Genomic DNA, 18,664 nt, shown 5'->3' with positions numbered 1-18,664 from the left:
GTAATTTAGCGGCATGATAAAAGTAGTAATCCTGGGTGCCGGCAATGTTGGCATTCACCTGTACCAAAGCTTCAAGTTAACGCCTGAAGTTGATGTGATACAATTGTTTAGCCGGAAACCGGAAAAATTAGAATTTATTGGAAATACTACTGAAGTCATAAGTGATTACGCTAAGCTGGCTGAAGCAGATATTTACATTCTTGCGGTGCGCGATGAAGCAATTTCTGAGGTCGCTCAAAAATTAAGTATTAACAAGGGACTTGTAGTTCATACTTCCGGCAGTGTAGCGATGGATAATTTATCGATGTTAGATAACTTCGGAATATTCTATCCATTGCAAACCTTCAGTAAAAATAAGGAAGTAAGTTTTTCAGATATTCCTCTTTGTATCGAGGCTAATTCAGAAGAAAATCTTGCGAAACTGAAGGAGTTAGGAAATATAATATCTTCAAAGGTTTTCGAGGTAAATTCGGAACAACGACGAGCCTTGCACCTTTCCGCAGTGATCGTGAACAATTTCACAAATCACCTGTTTACCATAGCGGCAGATTATTGCCATGAAAACGAATTACCATTTGATATTTTAAGGCCGCTTATTCAGGAGACTTTCGATAAGATTCAGGATCTGCCACCATATGACGCTCAAACTGGTCCAGCCCTGAGAAACGACGAAAAAACAATTGAAACTCATTTACAAATGCTGAATGAGAACCGACAAATAATTTATAAAGCACTAACCGACTCTATTCAAAAAACACATGGAAAAAAGTTATAAAGAATACCTCAACCAAATCACTACGTTCGTATTTGATGTTGATGGCGTATTAACCGATGGTTCATTACAGATTTCAACCAAAGGCGAGCTTTTAAGAACTATGAATACCAAGGATGGTTATGCTATGAAAATGGCTCTAAAAGCTGGATTTACCGTATGTATTATTAGTGGCGGTAAAAATGAAGGGGTTCGCGAGCGACTTCGTGGGCTTGGTATTACCGATATTTATCTTGGAGTGGACGATAAAGTGGAGCAAATGGATGAATTCTTTGACATTTACGACATTAAACCGGAGCAGGTCTTATACATGGGTGATGATATTCCAGATTACTATCCTATGAAATTAGTGGGATTGCCTTGTTGCCCTCAGGATGCAGTTGCAGAATTAAAGGAAATTTCGTTGTATGTATCTCATAAAAATGGCGGGGAAGGCTGTGTTCGTGACGTGATCGAGCAAGTGATGAAAGTTCAGGGAAAATGGATGGAAAAGAATTCATAAATGCTGGATTATTTGAAGCTGATAAGGCCAGGAAATTTGCTGTTTATTGCCCTTACCATGTATCTTATTAAATATGGTTTGTTCGCGCCGTTTGGTGTGGCGATCACCTTAAACTTATTTGGATTTTTCATGTTGGTACTGGCAGTAGTTTCGGTTGCGGCTTCTGGCTACGTGATCAATGATATTTTTGATGTAGAAGCCGATCAAAAAAATAAGCCATCCAAAACCTATATTCAAAGCGGTATTTCTGAAAAAAGTGCATACCGCATGTTCTTCGTATTGAGCATTATTGGTGTTGGCTTAGGATTTTACGTTTCCAATATGGTTGGTGTTCCGGGTTTTGCAGCATTCTTTATATTTGGCTCGGCAATTTTATACCTCTACAATTCCCAGTTTCAGCAAAGCATTCTTATAGGAAACATTCTGGTAAGCCTTATTGTAGGCCTGATCCCAATTGGTGTTGGACTTTATGATCTGCTACCTGCGATCACTCCGCTGAATCAAACTACACTATCCACGATATTCTCTATTTTGATCGATTATTCCATCTTCGCATTCCTGGTGAATTTGCTTCGTGAAATCGTAAAGGATCAGGAGGATATTGATGGAGATTACAACGCCGGTTATAAGACATTGCCTATCGCTCTTGGTAAAAAACGCACAAATCAGATATTGTTCTTATTAGGTCTTGCACCTATAGGTTTCCTGATCTATTATGTTTATGAATATCTCTTCGGAAACACGGCTGCTGTGGTCTACGCATTATTTCTTTTGCTCGCTCCACTACTATTCTTCCAGGTAAATATCTGGACAGCATCAAAAAAATCTGAATACTCAAGGTTAAGTAAACTTTTAAAAGCTGTATTATTTTTCGGTTTACTATCTATAGGCCTATTACAATTTATAATCCTTTAACTATGATCCAGAATTTAATAAATGACCACGAGATTATTCTTGCTTCAGGCTCGCCCAGAAGACAGAAGTTTTTCGAAGATCTTCTAATTCCTGTGACCATAGATGTCCGCTCTGTAGACGAGATCTACCCCGAAAATCTAGAAGGCAGAGAGATCACAGATTTTCTTTCAAAATTAAAGGCAGAACCATTCAAAGATCTAAAAGCAAACCAGATATTGATTACGAGTGATACCATTGTGTATTGTGATGCTAAGGCACTTGGAAAACCAAGAGATCATGATCACGCCGTGGAAATGATCAACATGCTTACAGGTAAAGAACACGAAGTCATTACTTCGGTATGCTTTACTTACAGAAGTAAGCAGGAAGTTCTAAATTACACCACCAAAGTAACATTTGCAGATCTTACGCGAGAAGAGATTGAGTTCTACGTAGCTAATTATAAACCTTTCGATAAAGCTGGTGGTTATGCCATACAGGAATGGATAGGTTTGATTGGGATCGAATCTATTAGCGGAAGCTACTTTAATGTGGTCGGTTTACCTACGAATCTGGTCTATAAAACCCTGAAACGCATACTTAAACAGTAAAATTCGTAAATTATCATCATAACGATGAAACGATACCTTACACTTTTCGCGATTTCAATGCTTATCATTTCCTGTGCAGACAGGGAATCCTACGGAAACGAATTCAGATTAACTGAAGATTTTAAGGACTACTGGTATTCCGGAAAAGCAGAAATTACAACTTACGATCTCGAACAATCCCGGTACGGTGAACTACGAAAAGGCACCGCCACCCTTATTTATGTAACTGAAGACTTTTCGGCAACAGAACAGGTGAAATCAAGCGATGAATCTTTCAACAAAGTTTCTGTTCTCAAACTGAACAGCACCAAGAATTTCAATACAGGTATCTATCCTTACAGTATTATGCAAAGCAGTTTCTTTCCACTCGACGGAAATGAACATGCGCTAAAAATTTCAACTTCAGTACAGGAGTGGTGCGGCCAGGTTTATATGCAATTAAATAACCGGGAAGATTTTGATATAACCAGTCACTCCTATTTCGCCGGAGAAGCAGATCAGTATTTAAAATTAAATCCCATTCATCTAGAAAACGAGATATGGAATTTACTAAGAATTGATCTTGATCGTATTCCGGTAGGATCATTTAAGATGCTGCCATCATTGGAATTTTTAAGACTGAATCATCTACCTGTAAGTGCATTACATGCTGAAGGACAATTTCTTACCAGTGAGCAGCATCATATCTACCAGTTGTACTATCCGCAATTAAATCGAACCATAAAGATTTATCTTAATAAAATACCTCCTTTTACTATTGAAAAATGGGAAGAATCAGCTCCAGTAGACAATAGTCCTAATGCAGAAATTTTAACGACCACTGCCACGAAAAAAGCAAGATTAAGAACCGATTACTGGAATAAAAATTCGAATAAAGATTTACATTTGCGCGAGAAATTAGAACTAGATTAATGAAGGAATTACTTCTCACCTACCGCTATGAATTACTGTATTCACTTGCAGTACTATTTATTTTACTTCTAATACAATTTTTACTGAGAACGGCCGCGAACAAGGTAGGTCGTAGAGGCGAGATTAACATCACCCGCACCAGGTTAATGTTTAAATACATTAATATTCTTATCATTCTTATCGCGGCATTCCTGCTGGCGCTCGCCTGGGGTGTTGGATTGACAGATCTATCATTGATCTTCTCATCTGTATTCGCGGTAATTGGAGTTGCATTGTTCGCCATCTGGTCTATTTTGAGCAATGTAACCAGCGGAATCATTCTATTCTTTTCCTTTCCATATAAGATAGGTGATACTATCAAGATCCACGATAAGGATCTGGATATTGAGGCAGAGATCGAGGATATTAAGGCTTTCCATCTTCATCTTCGAACACGGGAAGGAGAACTTGTCACCTATCCTAACAACCTTATTCTACAAAAAGCGGTTACTCTTAAGCATCGCGTAGATGGCAAAGACGAAGGAAAAGATGCTCTCTAACCTAAAAGATCTAAAATAGGCTTCAGGACGATGTGAAATCTTTTATATTTGATGAAACCTATTATTCAATGCGGAAAATACTTTTTACCCTATTCTTACTAGGCTTTACTTTCTCCAATGCACAGGCTCCTGAAAAATGGAGTTCTTCAGATATATATTCAGAAATACAGAAACTAAACTTTTTAGGTTCTGTTCTCTATGTGGCAGCTCATCCAGATGATGAAAACACCAGGTTGATTTCTCATTTCTCAAATGAAGTGAATGCCAGAACTGCTTACCTCTCCTTAACAAGAGGTGATGGCGGTCAAAACCTTGTTGGACCAGAATTAAGAGAGCAACTCGGGATGATAAGAACTCAGGAATTACTTGCTGCCAGAAAAATCGATGGCGGAGAGCAATTCTTTACCCGTGCTAATGATTTTGGCTATTCCAAAACTCCATCAGAAACGCTGGAAATCTGGAACAAAAATGAGGTTCTTAGTGATGTTGTATGGATTATCCGAAAATTCAGACCAGATGTGATCATTAACAGGTTTGATCATCGTACGCCAGGAAGCACTCACGGGCACCATACTTCTTCTGCTATGTTAAGCCTGGAAGCTTTTGAAATGGCCGGTGATGCAAGCAAGTTTAAGAATCAGCTTGAATTGGTCGGGACCTACGATCCAAAGAGACTTTTCTTTAACACCTCTCCATGGTTCTATGGTGGCACCGAAGCATTTGAGGAAACTGATAAATCGGGATTCCTCAGGTTCGATACCGGAACGTACTTTCCCATGAAAGGACTCTCTAATCCAGAGATCGCAAGTCTTAGTAGAAGTCAGCATAAATCACAGGGTTTTGGAAGTACCGGAAGTCGCGGCAAGCAAATGGAGTATATCGAGCTTATCAAAGGTGAAATGCCGACAGATGAAACTAATATTTTCGACGGAATTGATACCAGCTGGAATAGAATTCAGGGAGGGAAAGAAATTGGTTCTATTTTAACCAAGGTTCAGGAGAATTTTGATTTTGAAGATCCTTCTAAAATTCTCCCAGAGCTTCTGAAAGCTTACCATCTCATTCAGGATCTTCAGGATAAACACTGGCGGGAGATTAAAACGCGGGAGATCAAGGATATCATTTATGCCAGTTCCGGACTTTATCTGGAAGCCATTGCAGATCGAGCTTCCGTAACACCTTCAGAAGAAGTTCCTATAAAACTGGAAGCGATCAATAGAAGTGCTGCTCAGGTGAAATTAATTTCCGTAGAGCTTGTTCCGAATAATACGAAAACAGAAACAGCAGAAAATTTAAATAACAATTCATCCTGGAATGAGAAATTGGAATTCCGACTTCCGGAAAATGCAGATTTCACTAATCCATACTGGTTAAAATTTGAAGGTTCCATTGGGATGTATAAAGTAGATGATCAAAATCTTCGAGGTTTACCTCAAACACCACTTCAGAATAAAGCAATATTCAAGCTTGAAATTAATGGCGAGCCAATAACTTTTGAAAAACCGATCCTTTACAAATTCAACGACCCGGTTTCCGGAGAAACTTATGAGAATTTTAAGGTTATCCCGAAGGCTGAACTCAATTTACACGAAGATATTCTTGTTTTTAATTCTTCGGAATCTAAAACTGCTGAGATCACGATTCAAGCCAACCAGGCTGACCTCTCGGGAATTTTAAAATTAAAATCCGAAAAAGACTGGAGCATTAAACCAGCTGAATTTAAAGTAAACATTGCGCCAAAAGGTGGCACACAAACCTTTAAATTTTCGATTTTTCCTCCTGAAGGTCAAAGTGAAATAACATTAAATCCAGTCCTCGAGACCGAAAATAATCGATTTGATCATAATGTTGTTAGTATCGACTACGATTATATTCCCGGGCAGAACCTCATTCAAAAATCAAAGCTGGAACTGGTTAAATTAGATATCAAGAAAAAAGGTGAAATTGTAGGTTACATTGCCGGAGCCGGTGACGTCGTACCGGAAGCGATACGCCAGATGGGTTACAAGGTCGACATGCTCAATCCATCAACAATTAATGTGAATTCATTAAAAAAATATGACGCCGTGGTTCTTGGAATTCGAGCCTTCAATATTATTGAGGATCTTAAATTTCAGAAAAAACAACTTTTCAAATACGTAGTAGAAGGCGGGAATCTTATTGTACAATACAATACCAATCGCGGACTAGTTACAGACCAGATCGCTCCTTTCAACCTGCAGCTTTCTCGGGATAGAGTGACCAATGAAAATGCGGAAGTCGGTTTCAACCTGCCTGAGCACGAGCTCTTAAATTCCCCGAATAAACTGGGAAGTTCAGATTTCAAGAATTGGGTGCAGGAAAGAGGTTTATACTTCGCCGATTCCTGGTCAGCAGAATTTGAAGCTCCTTTATATATGAATGATCCTAATGAAGAGCCATCTTCAGGAAGTTTACTGGTCGCAAGATATGGAAAAGGATATTATATCTATACAGGACTTAGTTTTTTCAGACAATTTCCTGAGGCAGTTCCGGGAGCATATCGACTTTTTGCTAATATGATCTCTCTAGGAAAATAATGGAAAAGCCAGAAAAATACCAGTGGAAGAAAAGTTATACGATCGTCCTTATCGCTAACGTTCTTTATATCGTTATTTTCTATTTAATCATGAACCTATTCGCCTAATATGGAATTAATAGACTGGATCATTCTAATTGGTACGATCGCGTTTATAGTATGGTATGGAGTTTACCAGTCTCGCGGAAGTTCGAATGTTGAAGATTATGTTGGAGGTGGCAAAGACGCCAGATGGTGGACCATCGGCTTATCTGTAATGGCAACCCAGGCCAGTGCGATTACCTTTCTATCAACTCCGGGACAGGCGTACCATGATGGAATGGGATTTGTACAGTTCTATTTTGGCCTTCCTATTGCAATCGTTATTATTTGTATTGTATTTATTCCTATCTACCACAGATTAAAGGTTTATACAGCCTATGAATATCTGGAGTCACGTTTTGATCAGAAAACAAGAACTTTAACCGCTATACTATTCTTAATTCAGCGTGGACTGGCGGCAGGGATCACCATTTTTGCACCGGCAATCGTTCTTTCAGCGGTTCTGGGCTGGAACCTTACCTATCTTACCATCGCAATTGGAGTACTGGTAATAATCTACACGGTATCAGGAGGAACTAAAGCGGTAAGTGTCACTCATAAACAGCAAATGGCCGTTATCCTCACAGGTATGTTCGTTGCCTTTTTCATAATTCTTAGTTACCTGCCAGAGGAAGTCACCTTTACGAAAGCGCTGGAAATTGCTGGCACCAGTGGTAAAATGGATGTTCTCGATTTTAGTTTCGATTTTAACAACAGGTACACGATATGGAGTGGAATCATTGGTGGTACCTTCCTTATGCTCTCCTACTTCGGAACAGATCAAAGCCAGGTACAACGCTATTTATCTGGTGGATCTGTCAGGGAAAGTCAGTTAGGAATGATCTTTAACGGACTCCTGAAAGTACCGTTGCAGTTCTTTATACTTCTGGTTGGAGTTATGGTTTTTGTCTTTTATCAATTCAATCCTGCTCCCTTAAATTTTAATCCAGCAGCGACCGAAACTGTTTTAAATTCAAATTATGCCGAGCAGTACAAAGATCTTATGCTGGAGCATGATGATGTTCAGGAGAAGAAAAAGGAACTGGGACTCGAATACGCCTCGAGAACTTCTCTGGATGAAACTGAAACTGCAAATTTTAGAGAACAATACTCGAATCTTGAGAAAAAACAGTTCGAAATTCGGGAGGAAGCAAAGACTTTTATAGATGCTTCAGATGTGAAAGCAGAAAGCAATGATAAAGATTACGTATTTATTCATTTTATTCTGAACAATCTTCCGAGGGGATTTATTGGATTACTCCTTGCCGTGATTTTATCGGCTGCAATGTCTTCCACTGCTTCAGAATTGAATGCGCTGGCGTCCACCACCGTGATCGATCTATACCGTAGAAATCATAAAGAGAATAAAAGTGATGAGCATTACCTGGCAGCTTCCAAATGGTTTACATTAATGTGGGGAGCTATCGCGATCCTGTTTGCTAGTCTTGCTGATCTATTTGATAATTTAATTCAGTTAGTAAACATCATTGGAAGTATCTTTTATGGAAATGTACTAGGTATCTTCCTACTAGCATTTTTTATAAAATATGTACGCAGCAATGCCGTTTTTATAGCAGCGATCATTACACAGATCATCGTGATCATTGTTTTTAAAATGAATATAATGCCCTACTTATGGTTGAATGTTCTAGGATGTGTATTGGTAATGTCCATAGCGCTACTTATTCAACTTTTTCGAAATGATAAACCTCAAGTAAGCACAACATGAGTCAAAAAATAAAATGGGGAATTCTGGGTCTTGGAAAGATCGCTGGAAAATTCTGTGATGGATTACAACATGCTTCTAATGCTGAACTTTATGCAGTAGCAAGTCGTGATCTAAACAAAGCGGAAGAATTCGCATCAGAGTTTGAAGCAGAGAAATCTTATGGCAGCTATGAAGAGCTATTAAAAGATGAACAGGTACAGGTAGTTTATATCGCGACACCCCATGCCTTCCATCATGAACTCGCTATCAAATGTATCGAGCATGGTAAAGCAGTACTTTGTGAAAAACCATTTGCTTTGAATTATAAGCAGGCGAACGAGATGATAAGCCTGGCCAGGGAAAAGAATATTTTTATCATGGAAGCACTCTGGACCGCCTTTCTACCTCACTTTCGTGACTTGGAAACCAAGTTTAAAAATAAGGAGTATGGAAAACTAAAATCTTTAAAAGCAGACTTCGGGTTTCCTGCAGAATTTGACGAAACTAAAAGACTGTTTAATAAATCCCTTGGAGGCGGTAGTCTTCTTGATATTGGAATCTATCCCGTATTTCTTGCCTATCGTTTACTCGGTATGCCCAATAGAATCACTGCGGAAGCGCAATTAGCAGAAACAGGAGTTGACGAATCCTGTGATATCAAATTTCATTATGACCAGGATATTGATGTAGGGCTTACTTCAACTTTTAAGGAAAAAACTCCTACTGAAGCTATCCTCGAATTTGAAGAATCTAAAGTGATCATGAATTCAAGGTTCCATGAGCCAACATCGATCACTACTCATAAAGATGGTAAGCATGAAGTGCGTGATTACGGAGTAGAAAATAATGGCTACACATACGAAGCGGAGCATGTAGGAGAAATGCTTCTGAATAATAAAACCGAAAGTGATATCTGGTCTACAGAAAACACCCTGGAATTAATGCAATTGCTGGATTCCATCAGGAAAGAGATTAAATTGGAATATTAAAAAAAGGCTTCAGTTCGAACTGAAGCCTTTTTCAATACATAGTGTCTTCAGCTTATTTCGCTTCCCACTCAGCGATTGATTCTTTATTCATTTTCACATAATCTGCATTGTTTGCAGCTTCTGCAGCAGAAAGAGATTTTTTTGCAGTGGCAATAGCTTCCTTAGTTTTACCCATTTCAGCTTCGATTAATGATTGTCTTCTAAGCATCCAGTATGCTTTACCTTCACTCATCTCGTTCGCCTTTTTAACCCAGGTATATGCTTTCTCCATATCTTTTCCGGCTTCGTGATAATAAGATGCAGCAGCGAAATAATCCTGAGCCGTTGGTCCATTCATCACCTTATCTATGCTAGCCATGGTACGATTATCTGTAGGAACTTCAATTTCCAGTATAGCTACGGTATTCTCCCATAGAAAGTTAAGATTTGCCGAATCATTTTTTAGTTCGTCGATCACGATCGTGAAAGTCTCCATTTTGAAAGGCATCTCCTCTACGGCTGCAGTAGCTGTTAGGGCAACTTTAGATTCATCCCACTCCTGAGGCACTCCCCAGTTATTGGTTGTTTCGTAGAACATCACTGTCCATTGGTCTTTTTGAGGTTTCGTGTAGATAGCATACGAACCTTTAGCCAGTTCCTTACCTCCTATTTTTACATCATCAGAAAATGTAATGATAGTGTTCAGGTTTGCGCCAGTTCTCCAAACCTTGTCAAAAGGTACCAAATCCCCAAAAATCGTACGCCCTCTCATTGCAGGCCTGGAATATTCAAGCGTGATATCGGTTAACCCAACTTTTTGTTCCATTTTTCCAAGCGGACTTGGTTGTGGTGCTTCAACCTGTGCGAAGCCTGAAAAGCCAGTGCAAAGTACTAAAGCAAATGCTAATAATTTTTTCATATGTAGTAGTTTAAATTTTAATAAAGATAGGTTTATTCAGCTAACTAAATAAAAAGATAATCAAGACTGAATGATCTATAATTCTCAGATTTACATTTTGTTTAACTGTTTATATTTTACTTTAAACAACTTTGCGTGTAATTTTATAAAAAATATATCTGATGAAAATTTATACCCTGAAAAGCAAACAAAATCTACCTATTTCTGGGGAAGAAGCCTGGCAGTTTTTATCAGATCCAAGAAACCTTAAGATCATTACTCCAGATTATATGGGCTTCAAAATACTTTCAGGAGCAGATAGACCCATGTATCCAGGTCAGTTAATTCAATATATAGTAACACCCGTCGCCGGTATTAAGACAAAATGGGTTACAGAGATCACACAGGTTCGTGATCATGAATTCTTTATAGACGAACAAAGATTTGGACCATACGCTCTATGGCACCATAAACATTTTATCAAGGAAATACCAGGTGGTGTGGAAATGGAAGATATAGTGGATTACAAACTTCCTATGGGTTTTCTTGGACGTCTGGCTCATCCACTACTAGTAAAGCCTAAGCTTAAAGAGATCTTTGATTATAGAAGACAAAAACTTATTGAGCTATATGGGGAGTATTCTGAACCAGAAACGCAAATCCAGACTCAGAAACACGATATTTTAAACTAATCATTATGAGAAAGAATATAGTTATTATAGGAGGAAGTAGTGGAATAGGAAATGAAATTTCAGAAATGCTAAAGGCAGATCATGAGATTTACGCTCTTTCGAGATCCAAAGGAGATCTGGACACAGATCAAGTTAAGCATTTTGAATTTGATGTATTGGAAAATGATATTTCAGAAATAGATCTTCCGGAGCAAATCGACGGACTGGTTTATTGCCCAGGATCTATTGATCTGAAACCTTTCAAAATGATGAAACCTGAGAGTTTTGAAAAAGAGATGAATCTTAATTTCTTCGGACTTGTACGTGCAGTTCACGGATTATTACCTAAATTAAAAAAATCTGATCAGGCAAGTCTTGTTTTCTTTAGTACTGTAGCGGTAAAAGTTGGAATGCCATTTCATACCAGCGTTGCAGCAGCAAAAGGTGCTATTGAAGGTTTTGCTAAATCCTTAGCGGCGGAGTATGCACCAAATTTCAGAGTAAATGTTATAGCTCCCTCGCTTACAGATACACCACTAGCAGAAAAATTACTTTCCAGTGATGATAAGAGAAAGAAAATGGATCAGCGTCATCCTTTAAAAAGGGTTGGACAGGCAAAAGATATTGCTAACCTTGCCGGATTCTTACTTACTGAAAAAAGTTCATGGATCACCGGGCAGGTATTAGGAGTAGATGGAGGTCTCTCTACATTAAACATTAATTAATGAAAACAGTGAATATTTTCTGGTTCCGAAGGGATCTTAGATTAGATGACAATGCGGGATTGAAGGCAGCATTGCGGGATGACCATCCTGTGCTGCCTATTTTTATTTTTGATTCTGAAATTCTTGATAAGCTTCCCGAGGACGATGCCCGGGTGACTTTTATTTTCGAGAACCTTCAGAAAATGCGTGATGAGCTTCAGGATAAATACGGAAGCTCTATTGCGATGTACCATGGTAAGCCTGAAAAGATATTTCAGGAGCTACTGAGATCTTATGACATAAAGAAGGTTTTCACCAATCGTGATTATGAACCTTATGCCAAGGAGCGTGACAAGGAGATTTTAGAATTACTGGAAAAGAAAGAGATCGAATTCTGTGATTTCAAAGATCAGGTGATTTTTGAAAAAGATGAAGTGGTTAAAGGTGACGGCGATCCCTACAAAGTTTATACTCCTTACAAGAATCTCTGGATGGAAGAGTTCAAAAAAAAGGATCTCGATTTTCACTATACGACCAGATTCATGGATAATTTTTACGAAAATAGCAGACTGCCTAATTTAAGCTTAAGTGTCATTGGTTTTAAGGAATCAGATTTGAAAGTTCCAGATTACCAGGTTACTCCGGGTTTGATCAAAGATTACGAAGGCAAACGTAATTTTCCAGCTGTGGAAGGAACTTCAAGACTAGGTCCACATTTGCGTTTTGGTACGGTAAGCGTGCGTCAAATGGTTCGGGATGCAAATAAAGAACACAACAAAACCTTTCTCGAGGAATTAGTTTGGAGAGAATTTTTCATGCAAATTCTATATCACTATCCAGATACTGTGACCGATGCTTTTAAATCTAAGTACGACCGGATAAAGTGGCGTAATAATAAGGAGGAATTTGAAAAATGGAAAAAAGGAGAAACCGGTTATCCTTTAGTGGATGCTGGAATGCGACAATTGAATAAGTCTGGTTTCATGCATAACCGGGTTAGAATGTTAGTAGGTTCCTTTCTTTGTAAACATTTGCTTATTGACTGGCGATGGGGTGAAGCCTATTTTGCTGAAAAGCTATTAGACTATGAAATGTCATCAAATGTTGGTAACTGGCAGTGGATTGCTGGAAGTGGTGTGGATGCAACTCCATACTTCAGGATTTTTAACCCTACCACTCAAATTGATAAGTATGATAAGGACCACGAATATATTAAGGAGTGGGTCCCGGAATTTGGAACCGATGATTATCCTGAGAAAATGGTAGATCATAAAGAAGCTCGTGAAAGAGCTCTGGAAACTTACAAGAAGGCTGTTAGCAATTAGCTAGCAGTTTTCTGGCCTTTTCCAGGTCTTCCGGAGTATCGATCCCAATACTTTTTACACTGGTTTCAACCATTTTGATCTTCTTTCCATACTCCAGATAACGAATACATTCTATCTTTTCTGAAGCTTCTAATGGCAGCATTGGTAAACGATAGAAATCCATTAAGGCAGATTTTCTAAACGCGTAAATTCCAACATGTTTATAGTAAACGGTATCCACCGAAGTATCCCTTGGATAAGGAATAGGGAATCTTGAGAAGTATAATGCAGACTGATCTCTCCCGGTGATCACCTTTACATTATTAGGATTATTGATTTCTTCCAGCTCTTTAAGTTCAGTTTTTAAACTTGCCAGATCAATTGCTTCTGAACCTGGTTGCTGAAATACTTCCAGTAATTTCGTTAAACTATTGGTGTCAATAAATGGCTCATCTCCCTGCACATTAACCACAATATCCACATCCATGTTTTCCACAGCTTCAGCGATTCTATCACTCCCGCATTCGTGTTCTTTTTGGCTACGCACTACTTTACCTCCAATTTTGATCACTTCATCATAAATGCGATCATCATCTGTCACCACATAAACTTGGTCGAAAAGCCCGGTACTCTTGGCAGCTTTATAGGTTGTGGCAATCACCGTTTGTCCATTTAGATCCTGCATTAATTTACCCGGAAACCTGGAAGCTTCATATCTCGCTGGGATCATAGCAATAACACGTAATTTAGAAGAATCTTGCATGTAAGAAATTTTATGTAAAAATAGGAATTACTTGCCAGCGAAAAAATCGTCCCCAAATCCAATGAGATATAATTTTTCCTGGGCTCTGGTAATTGCAGTATACAACCATCTTAGGTACTCCTTCCCTACTCCGTTTGGCAAATAAGGTTGCTCGATAAAAACATTTTTCCACTGGCCACCCTGGGACTTATGACAGGTGATCGCATAAGAAAATTTAATCTGGAGAGCGTTGAAGTATTTATTGTTCTTTACATTCATGAACTGTTTGTATTTGGACCTTTCATGCGCGTAATCTTTTTTTACTTCTTCGTAAAGTCGGTTTGATTCTTCGTAAGTAAGCGAAGGTGTATTTGTAGTTAGAGTATCCAGCATAATCACCGTTTCAAAAGGACTCATTTTAGGATAATCCACCATTTGCACCTGCACTTCAGCAAATCTGAATCCGTACAATTCTTTAAATCCGAAGATCTCCAGCACTTTTACAATATCACCATTGGCAATAAATCCGGCCTCACTAGTTGGTTTGATCCAGAAATAATTATTCTTAACTACCATCAAATAATCGCCAGGAGAAAGTTCATCTTCCTGAAACAGAATTCGAGATCTTATTTGTTGATTGTACATATTCGCCCGTTTGTTGGACCGTACAATAATACTAGTATCTTCATGTCCATTCTCACCATAGGAATCCTGAATAGCATCCATGATCTCATATCCATCTGTTAATCGAATCACATCAGCATTTGTAGAAAGCTCGAATTGAAAGCTTTCATAGAATTCCTCCTGCAGGCTTTCCCGGATAAGAGTTGCATTATGTAAAATATCACTACCTTCACTTTGCCTTACTACTTCATCAAGTTCAATAAAAGAAACCTCCTTATTATAGTTAAGTCCCAATTTCTCTTCTTCAAGTGCCGGACTAAGATCCATTTTTACAGGTGGTAACTGCGCAGTATCTCCAATTAAAATCAGTTGACAGTTGTGTCCTGCATAGACATACTCGATTAAATCATCCAGTAGAGATCCATTTTCGAAAAGTTTGGAGTTTCCACCATCATCTGAGATCATGGATGCTTCATCCACTATAAACAGGCTGTTCTTGTGTTTGTTAGGTTGTAAAGTAAATTGAACACCCCCATTTCCCGATTTCTTCGGAAAATAGATCTTCTTATGAATAGTGAATGCTTCTTTTTTAGAGTAATTGGAGATCACTTTGGCAGCTCTTCCTGTCGGTGCCAGTAGAATTCCGGACTTTCGTATCTTCCATAAGTTCTTAGTAAGCGTACTTATAATAGTAGTTTTACCCGTACCAGCGAAACCCTTCAGTAAGAATAACTTATCTCGCCCTCCTTCCACCACAAATTTAGAAAGCATCTGTAATGCTATATCCTGTTTTGTGGTTGGTTGAAATTCAAGGTCCTGAATAAGTAATTTGAAGAAGGAATCCGGCGTGGGTTTATCCATAGAAAGTGCGTAAAAACTCAAAGATACTAATGGATTTTTATGACAGAAACTTTTACGAATAAAAAAAAGTTGTAGATTTGCGTGTAACCCATTAACCTTTAAACTAAACTAAATTTTAAAAGCATGAGATTTGTAATTCAGATACTTCTTTGGTTGGTTATTATCTTCCTGGCATATCTTACTTTCAACGCGGTTTACGAACCACTACAATTTAATAAGATTAAGGAAAAAAGATATACCAAAGTAATTAAAAATCTTAAGGATATCAGAGCTGCTGAGCTTGCACATCAGGAAGTAACTGGAAAGTTCACTGGTAACTGGGATAGCCTGGTTCGTTTCCTTGACACTGCTGAATTTGCGATCACTCAAAGACGTGATACTGTAATGCTAGACGAGGAGTATGCTAAAACATACGGTGTAGATAAGAACATTGAGAAAGTGATCATCGATACTTTAGGTTTCGTACCAGTAAGTGATTCATTGTTTAAAGGTAACAAAGAGCGGTATCAAACTATGATGAATGTTCCGGTAGAAGGGGTGAACGAAAAGTTCGAACTTAGAGCAGGTACGATTCAAAAAGGTGATAATAAAATTCCAGTATTCGAGGCTAGAATTCCTAAAGCGGTAGTACTATCAGATCAGGATAGAACTCTAATTCTTCAGGAAAATGAAGTACAGTCTGTAGATGATGTAAACGGGAGATACATTAGCGTTGGTAGTATGACAGAAGTTAGTACCAGTGGTAATGGGTTTGACAGATATGGTGGAGATAGCGACAACGACTAGTAATTTCAAAGCAAATAAAAAGATGTCCATTCAGGTTAGCCTGGATGGACTTTCTTTTTGTATTCTGGATAAAGAGCACCAGGAAATCGAATATTTGAAAAGTTTCGACTTCGAGAAACAACTTGATCCTATAAAAGTACTTTCCAGGATAGAACTTATTATTGAAGAAGAGTCCATTCTACAGCAACCGGTTCAGGAAGCAAGTTTATTTTTTACCAATACACTTTTCACGCTGGTTCCTTCAGATTTATTTGATGAAGAACAGGCAGTAAGTTTTCTGAAGTTTAATACTAAGATCCTCAAAACCGACTTTATTGCTCATGACCAGATCAACAATGAACTGGTTAATGTATATATCCCCTACGCCAATATCATTAATTATTTTTTTGATATGTTCGGTGAATTTGAATACCGGCATAGTCTGAGTATTCTTATTGATAGCTTACTGAAAATAAAATCTTCGGAAAAGCCTATCGCTTATTTACATACTCATTTGCATCATTACGAATTGGTAGTGATTCAAAATTCAAGGTTGATCTTCGCTAATAGCTTTGAATTTGATACTAAAGAGGATTTTATTTATTACCTACTATTTACTCTGGAACAACTTGAACTAGAACCTCAAGAGGTTGAATTGATCTTGCTGGGTGATATCAAAAAGAATTCAGATGAATATAATATAGCGTACAGATACATCACAAATATTTCCTTTTTAGACGTATTCCATACTTTCAGTTTTTCCGAAGAAGCGAAGCCGAAGTATCCACTGGCCGATTATTTAACTATTAAAAGTCTATCATGAGAATTATATCAGGAAAGCATAAAGGGAGGCGGATTACCGCTCCCGCCAAATTGCCAGTGAGACCTACAACAGATATGGCTAAAGAAGCGCTGTTTAATATACTGAATAATCAGTATCACCTTTCAGAGCTTAAAGTACTTGATCTATTTTCAGGAACAGGGAATTTAGCATTTGAATTCGGTTCCCGCGGCGCTAAAGATATAACTGCCGTAGATGCTCATTTTGACTGCGTTAAATTTATAAAAAAAACTTCTGAAGAACTGGAGCTTCCAATAATGGCCATTAAAAGTGATGTTTATAAATATCTTGAAAAAGGAGCCATGAAATCTGATCTAATATTTGCAGACCCTCCCTACGATTTTACGACCGATCAATTTGGAAAGATAGCCGAAATCATCTTTGATCGTGACCTACTAAACGAGGATGGTGCCTTGATCATTGAACACTCCAAACACACCGATCTAAGTCAGTTTTCTCATTATAGTCATCAAAGAAAATACGGAAGCAGCGTTTTTAGTTTCTTCGAATAATTATTACCTTCATACTATGACACACTAGGTAAGAATACTTAGCCTCACGTATTCCGATCTTGAACTACATGAGCAATATGTGATTTCGACGATCAAAGAAGATCAGGTTCTGGATAAGGAACAGATCGAAGAAATGAGGGAGATCTTCTATGATCATTTTGGAGATAGAAAATGGGTATATGTTAGCAATAGGAAGAACAAGTATAACGTTAACCCAGTTATATATATTGATCTAATACAGAGAAAATCTCTAATAGGGATCGCAATTGTCCTACGTGAAAGTGATGGTGCTCTTACTGCAAATTTTGAAAAACAATTCGCAACAATTCCTTTCGAGATGTTTGATAACAAATATGAAGCTCTTGCCTGGGCCAATGGAATTCTGTCCCAAAATTAGAAGTATTAGAGGGTTACATTTAACCGCTACGTTTACTATTCTACTTTTTACAAGCGCTATGATGAATGCTCAGAAAATGCAACTGGTATGGCAGGATGAATTTGAGAAATCTGGAAAACCAGATCCGGAAAAATGGAGTTACGAGACTGGGTTCATAAGAAATCTGGAGGCACAGTATTATACTTCACGAAAGAAAAACGTACGTGTTAGAAATGGCAAGCTGATCATAACGGCCAGAAATGAGTATTATGAAAACCCAGATTACGATCCTGAGATAAAAGATTATCGAATGAACACACCGGAAACTAATTACACTTCTGGTAGCATTCACACCTCAGGAAAGTTTGATTTCAAATATGGCCGAATAGATGTTCGCGCTAGTTTACCAAAGGCAGCGGGATCCTGGCCAGCTATATGGATGTTAGGTTCAAACTTCGAAGACGTAGTGTACCCGGAAGCTGGTGAGATCGATATTATGGAACACGTTGGGAAAAACCAGGGAGAAATTTATGGAAGTGTTCATTATGCGAATGAGTAAAATGAGATTGTTTCAAAAACTGACACCACTTTTGTTCCTAACGCTTCAGAAGAATTCCATGTGTATTCAGTAGACTGGAATAGAGATCGCATACAATTTCTGGTAGATAATATGGTTTACCATACGTTTAAAATTTCAGATGCCGGAAGCAGGAACAATCCGTTTAGGAAACCATTCTTTATATTGATCAATTTCGCACTTGGAGGAAAATGGGCTGGTGAGATCGATGATTCAAAGTTTCCGCAGAAATTCATGATCGATTA

At 38.2% G+C, this 18,664-nt stretch carries 19 protein-coding genes and 1 pseudogene; 17 read left to right on the top strand and 3 right to left on the bottom strand.

Annotated features, from left to right (window positions below; genetic code table 11):
- Positions 1–13 precede the first annotated feature (13 nt).
- The 9 genes from ACSHZO_RS08280 (at position 14) to ACSHZO_RS08240 (ending at position 9,565) form a co-directional block, all read left to right on the top strand.
- Positions 14–775, top strand: a complete 762-nt coding sequence (locus ACSHZO_RS08280; RefSeq protein ID WP_298247004.1) for a Rossmann-like and DUF2520 domain-containing protein — start codon at positions 14–16, stop codon at positions 773–775.
- Positions 759–1,274 carry a KdsC family phosphatase gene (locus tag ACSHZO_RS08275; RefSeq protein ID WP_298247003.1) on the top strand — a complete coding sequence of 172 codons (516 nt, stop codon included), beginning with the start codon at positions 759–761 and terminating at the stop codon, positions 1,272–1,274. The genes ACSHZO_RS08280 and ACSHZO_RS08275 overlap by 17 nt, the downstream gene beginning before the upstream one ends.
- Positions 1,275–2,189 (top strand): geranylgeranylglycerol-phosphate geranylgeranyltransferase, encoded by a 915-nt coding sequence (locus tag ACSHZO_RS08270; RefSeq protein ID WP_298247002.1) that lies wholly within the window; start codon positions 1,275–1,277, stop codon positions 2,187–2,189.
- A 2-nt stretch (positions 2,190–2,191) separates the two neighbouring features.
- Positions 2,192–2,779, top strand: a complete 588-nt coding sequence (locus ACSHZO_RS08265) for a Maf family nucleotide pyrophosphatase (protein ID WP_298247001.1) — start codon at positions 2,192–2,194, stop codon at positions 2,777–2,779.
- Between the two features lie 24 nt (positions 2,780–2,803).
- Positions 2,804–3,691: a septum formation inhibitor Maf gene (locus ACSHZO_RS08260; RefSeq protein WP_298247000.1), complete on the top strand. Its 888-nt coding sequence runs from the start codon at positions 2,804–2,806 to the stop codon at positions 3,689–3,691.
- Complete coding sequence (locus ACSHZO_RS08255; protein ID WP_295180240.1) at positions 3,691–4,230, top strand: mechanosensitive ion channel domain-containing protein; 540 nt, start codon at positions 3,691–3,693, stop codon at positions 4,228–4,230. Before ACSHZO_RS08260 ends, ACSHZO_RS08255 begins: the two co-directional genes overlap by 1 nt.
- A gap of 68 nt (positions 4,231–4,298) precedes the next feature.
- Positions 4,299–6,788, top strand: coding sequence for a PIG-L family deacetylase (locus tag ACSHZO_RS08250; RefSeq protein WP_298246999.1), 2,490 nt, complete (start codon positions 4,299–4,301; stop codon positions 6,786–6,788).
- 108 nt (positions 6,789–6,896) lie between these two features.
- Positions 6,897–8,597 carry a sodium:solute symporter gene (locus ACSHZO_RS08245; protein ID WP_298246998.1) on the top strand — a complete coding sequence of 567 codons (1,701 nt, stop codon included), beginning with the start codon at positions 6,897–6,899 and terminating at the stop codon, positions 8,595–8,597.
- Positions 8,594–9,565, top strand: a complete 972-nt coding sequence (locus ACSHZO_RS08240) for a Gfo/Idh/MocA family protein (protein ID WP_298246997.1) — start codon at positions 8,594–8,596, stop codon at positions 9,563–9,565. Before ACSHZO_RS08245 ends, ACSHZO_RS08240 begins: the two co-directional genes overlap by 4 nt.
- Positions 9,566–9,617: 52 nt before the next feature.
- Here ACSHZO_RS08240 and ACSHZO_RS08235 read toward each other — a convergent pair whose 3' ends face one another.
- Entirely contained in the window at positions 9,618–10,463 is an 846-nt protein-coding gene (locus ACSHZO_RS08235; RefSeq protein WP_298246996.1) for a DUF2911 domain-containing protein, read from the bottom strand.
- A gap of 161 nt (positions 10,464–10,624) precedes the next feature.
- Here ACSHZO_RS08235 and ACSHZO_RS08230 point away from each other — a divergent pair, with 161 nt between their 5' ends.
- Genes ACSHZO_RS08230 through ACSHZO_RS08220 form a run of 3 tightly spaced genes read left to right on the top strand, consistent with a single transcriptional unit; the run spans position 10,625 to position 13,142 of the window.
- On the top strand, positions 10,625–11,134 hold the full coding sequence (locus tag ACSHZO_RS08230; RefSeq protein WP_298246995.1) for an SRPBCC family protein: 510 nt from the start codon (positions 10,625–10,627) through the stop codon (positions 11,132–11,134).
- Between the two features lie 5 nt (positions 11,135–11,139).
- Positions 11,140–11,838, top strand: coding sequence for an SDR family NAD(P)-dependent oxidoreductase (locus ACSHZO_RS08225; RefSeq protein ID WP_298246994.1), 699 nt, complete (start codon positions 11,140–11,142; stop codon positions 11,836–11,838).
- On the top strand, positions 11,838–13,142 hold the full coding sequence (locus tag ACSHZO_RS08220; RefSeq protein ID WP_298246993.1) for a cryptochrome/photolyase family protein: 1,305 nt from the start codon (positions 11,838–11,840) through the stop codon (positions 13,140–13,142). The genes ACSHZO_RS08225 and ACSHZO_RS08220 overlap by 1 nt, the downstream gene beginning before the upstream one ends.
- On the opposite strand, the gene kdsB is transcribed toward ACSHZO_RS08220, so the two are convergent.
- Positions 13,132–13,884, bottom strand: a complete 753-nt coding sequence (gene kdsB, locus ACSHZO_RS08215; RefSeq protein WP_295180035.1) for a 3-deoxy-manno-octulosonate cytidylyltransferase — start codon at positions 13,882–13,884, stop codon at positions 13,132–13,134. The two genes, ACSHZO_RS08220 and kdsB, sit on opposite strands and share 11 nt — an antisense overlap.
- A gap of 27 nt (positions 13,885–13,911) precedes the next feature.
- On the bottom strand, positions 13,912–15,348 hold the full coding sequence (locus tag ACSHZO_RS08210) for an ATP-dependent DNA helicase (RefSeq protein WP_298247273.1): 1,437 nt from the start codon (positions 15,346–15,348) through the stop codon (positions 13,912–13,914).
- Between the two features lie 123 nt (positions 15,349–15,471).
- On the opposite strand from ACSHZO_RS08210, the gene ACSHZO_RS08205 reads away from it, so the two are divergent.
- The 5 genes and pseudogenes from ACSHZO_RS08205 to ACSHZO_RS08185 all read left to right on the top strand — a co-directional run.
- On the top strand, positions 15,472–16,134 hold the full coding sequence (locus ACSHZO_RS08205) for a hypothetical protein (protein WP_298246992.1): 663 nt from the start codon (positions 15,472–15,474) through the stop codon (positions 16,132–16,134).
- The gene (locus ACSHZO_RS08200) at positions 16,094–16,936 is read left to right on the top strand and encodes a DUF3822 family protein (RefSeq protein ID WP_298246991.1); all 843 of its coding nucleotides are present in this window, start codon (positions 16,094–16,096) and stop codon (positions 16,934–16,936) included. The genes ACSHZO_RS08205 and ACSHZO_RS08200 overlap by 41 nt, the downstream gene beginning before the upstream one ends.
- The gene (locus ACSHZO_RS08195) at positions 16,933–17,466 is read left to right on the top strand and encodes an RsmD family RNA methyltransferase (protein ID WP_295180041.1); all 534 of its coding nucleotides are present in this window, start codon (positions 16,933–16,935) and stop codon (positions 17,464–17,466) included. Before ACSHZO_RS08200 ends, ACSHZO_RS08195 begins: the two co-directional genes overlap by 4 nt.
- Positions 17,467–17,545: 79 nt before the next feature.
- Positions 17,546–17,863 carry a hypothetical protein gene (locus ACSHZO_RS08190; RefSeq protein ID WP_298246990.1) on the top strand — a complete coding sequence of 106 codons (318 nt, stop codon included), beginning with the start codon at positions 17,546–17,548 and terminating at the stop codon, positions 17,861–17,863.
- Positions 17,751–18,656 (top strand): annotated as a pseudogene (locus ACSHZO_RS08185) (glycoside hydrolase family 16 protein); the annotation flags it as partial. The gene ACSHZO_RS08190 and the pseudogene ACSHZO_RS08185, both read left to right, overlap by 113 nt.
- Between the last annotated feature and the right edge of the window lie 8 nt (positions 18,657–18,664).

Origin of the sequence: Christiangramia sp. 3-2217-3z, assembly GCF_051195275.1 — a bacterium.
In the GTDB taxonomy this organism is placed as follows: Bacteria; Bacteroidota; Bacteroidia; order Flavobacteriales; family Flavobacteriaceae; genus Christiangramia; species Christiangramia marina.
This window is presented reverse-complemented; position numbering and strand designations above follow the sequence as displayed.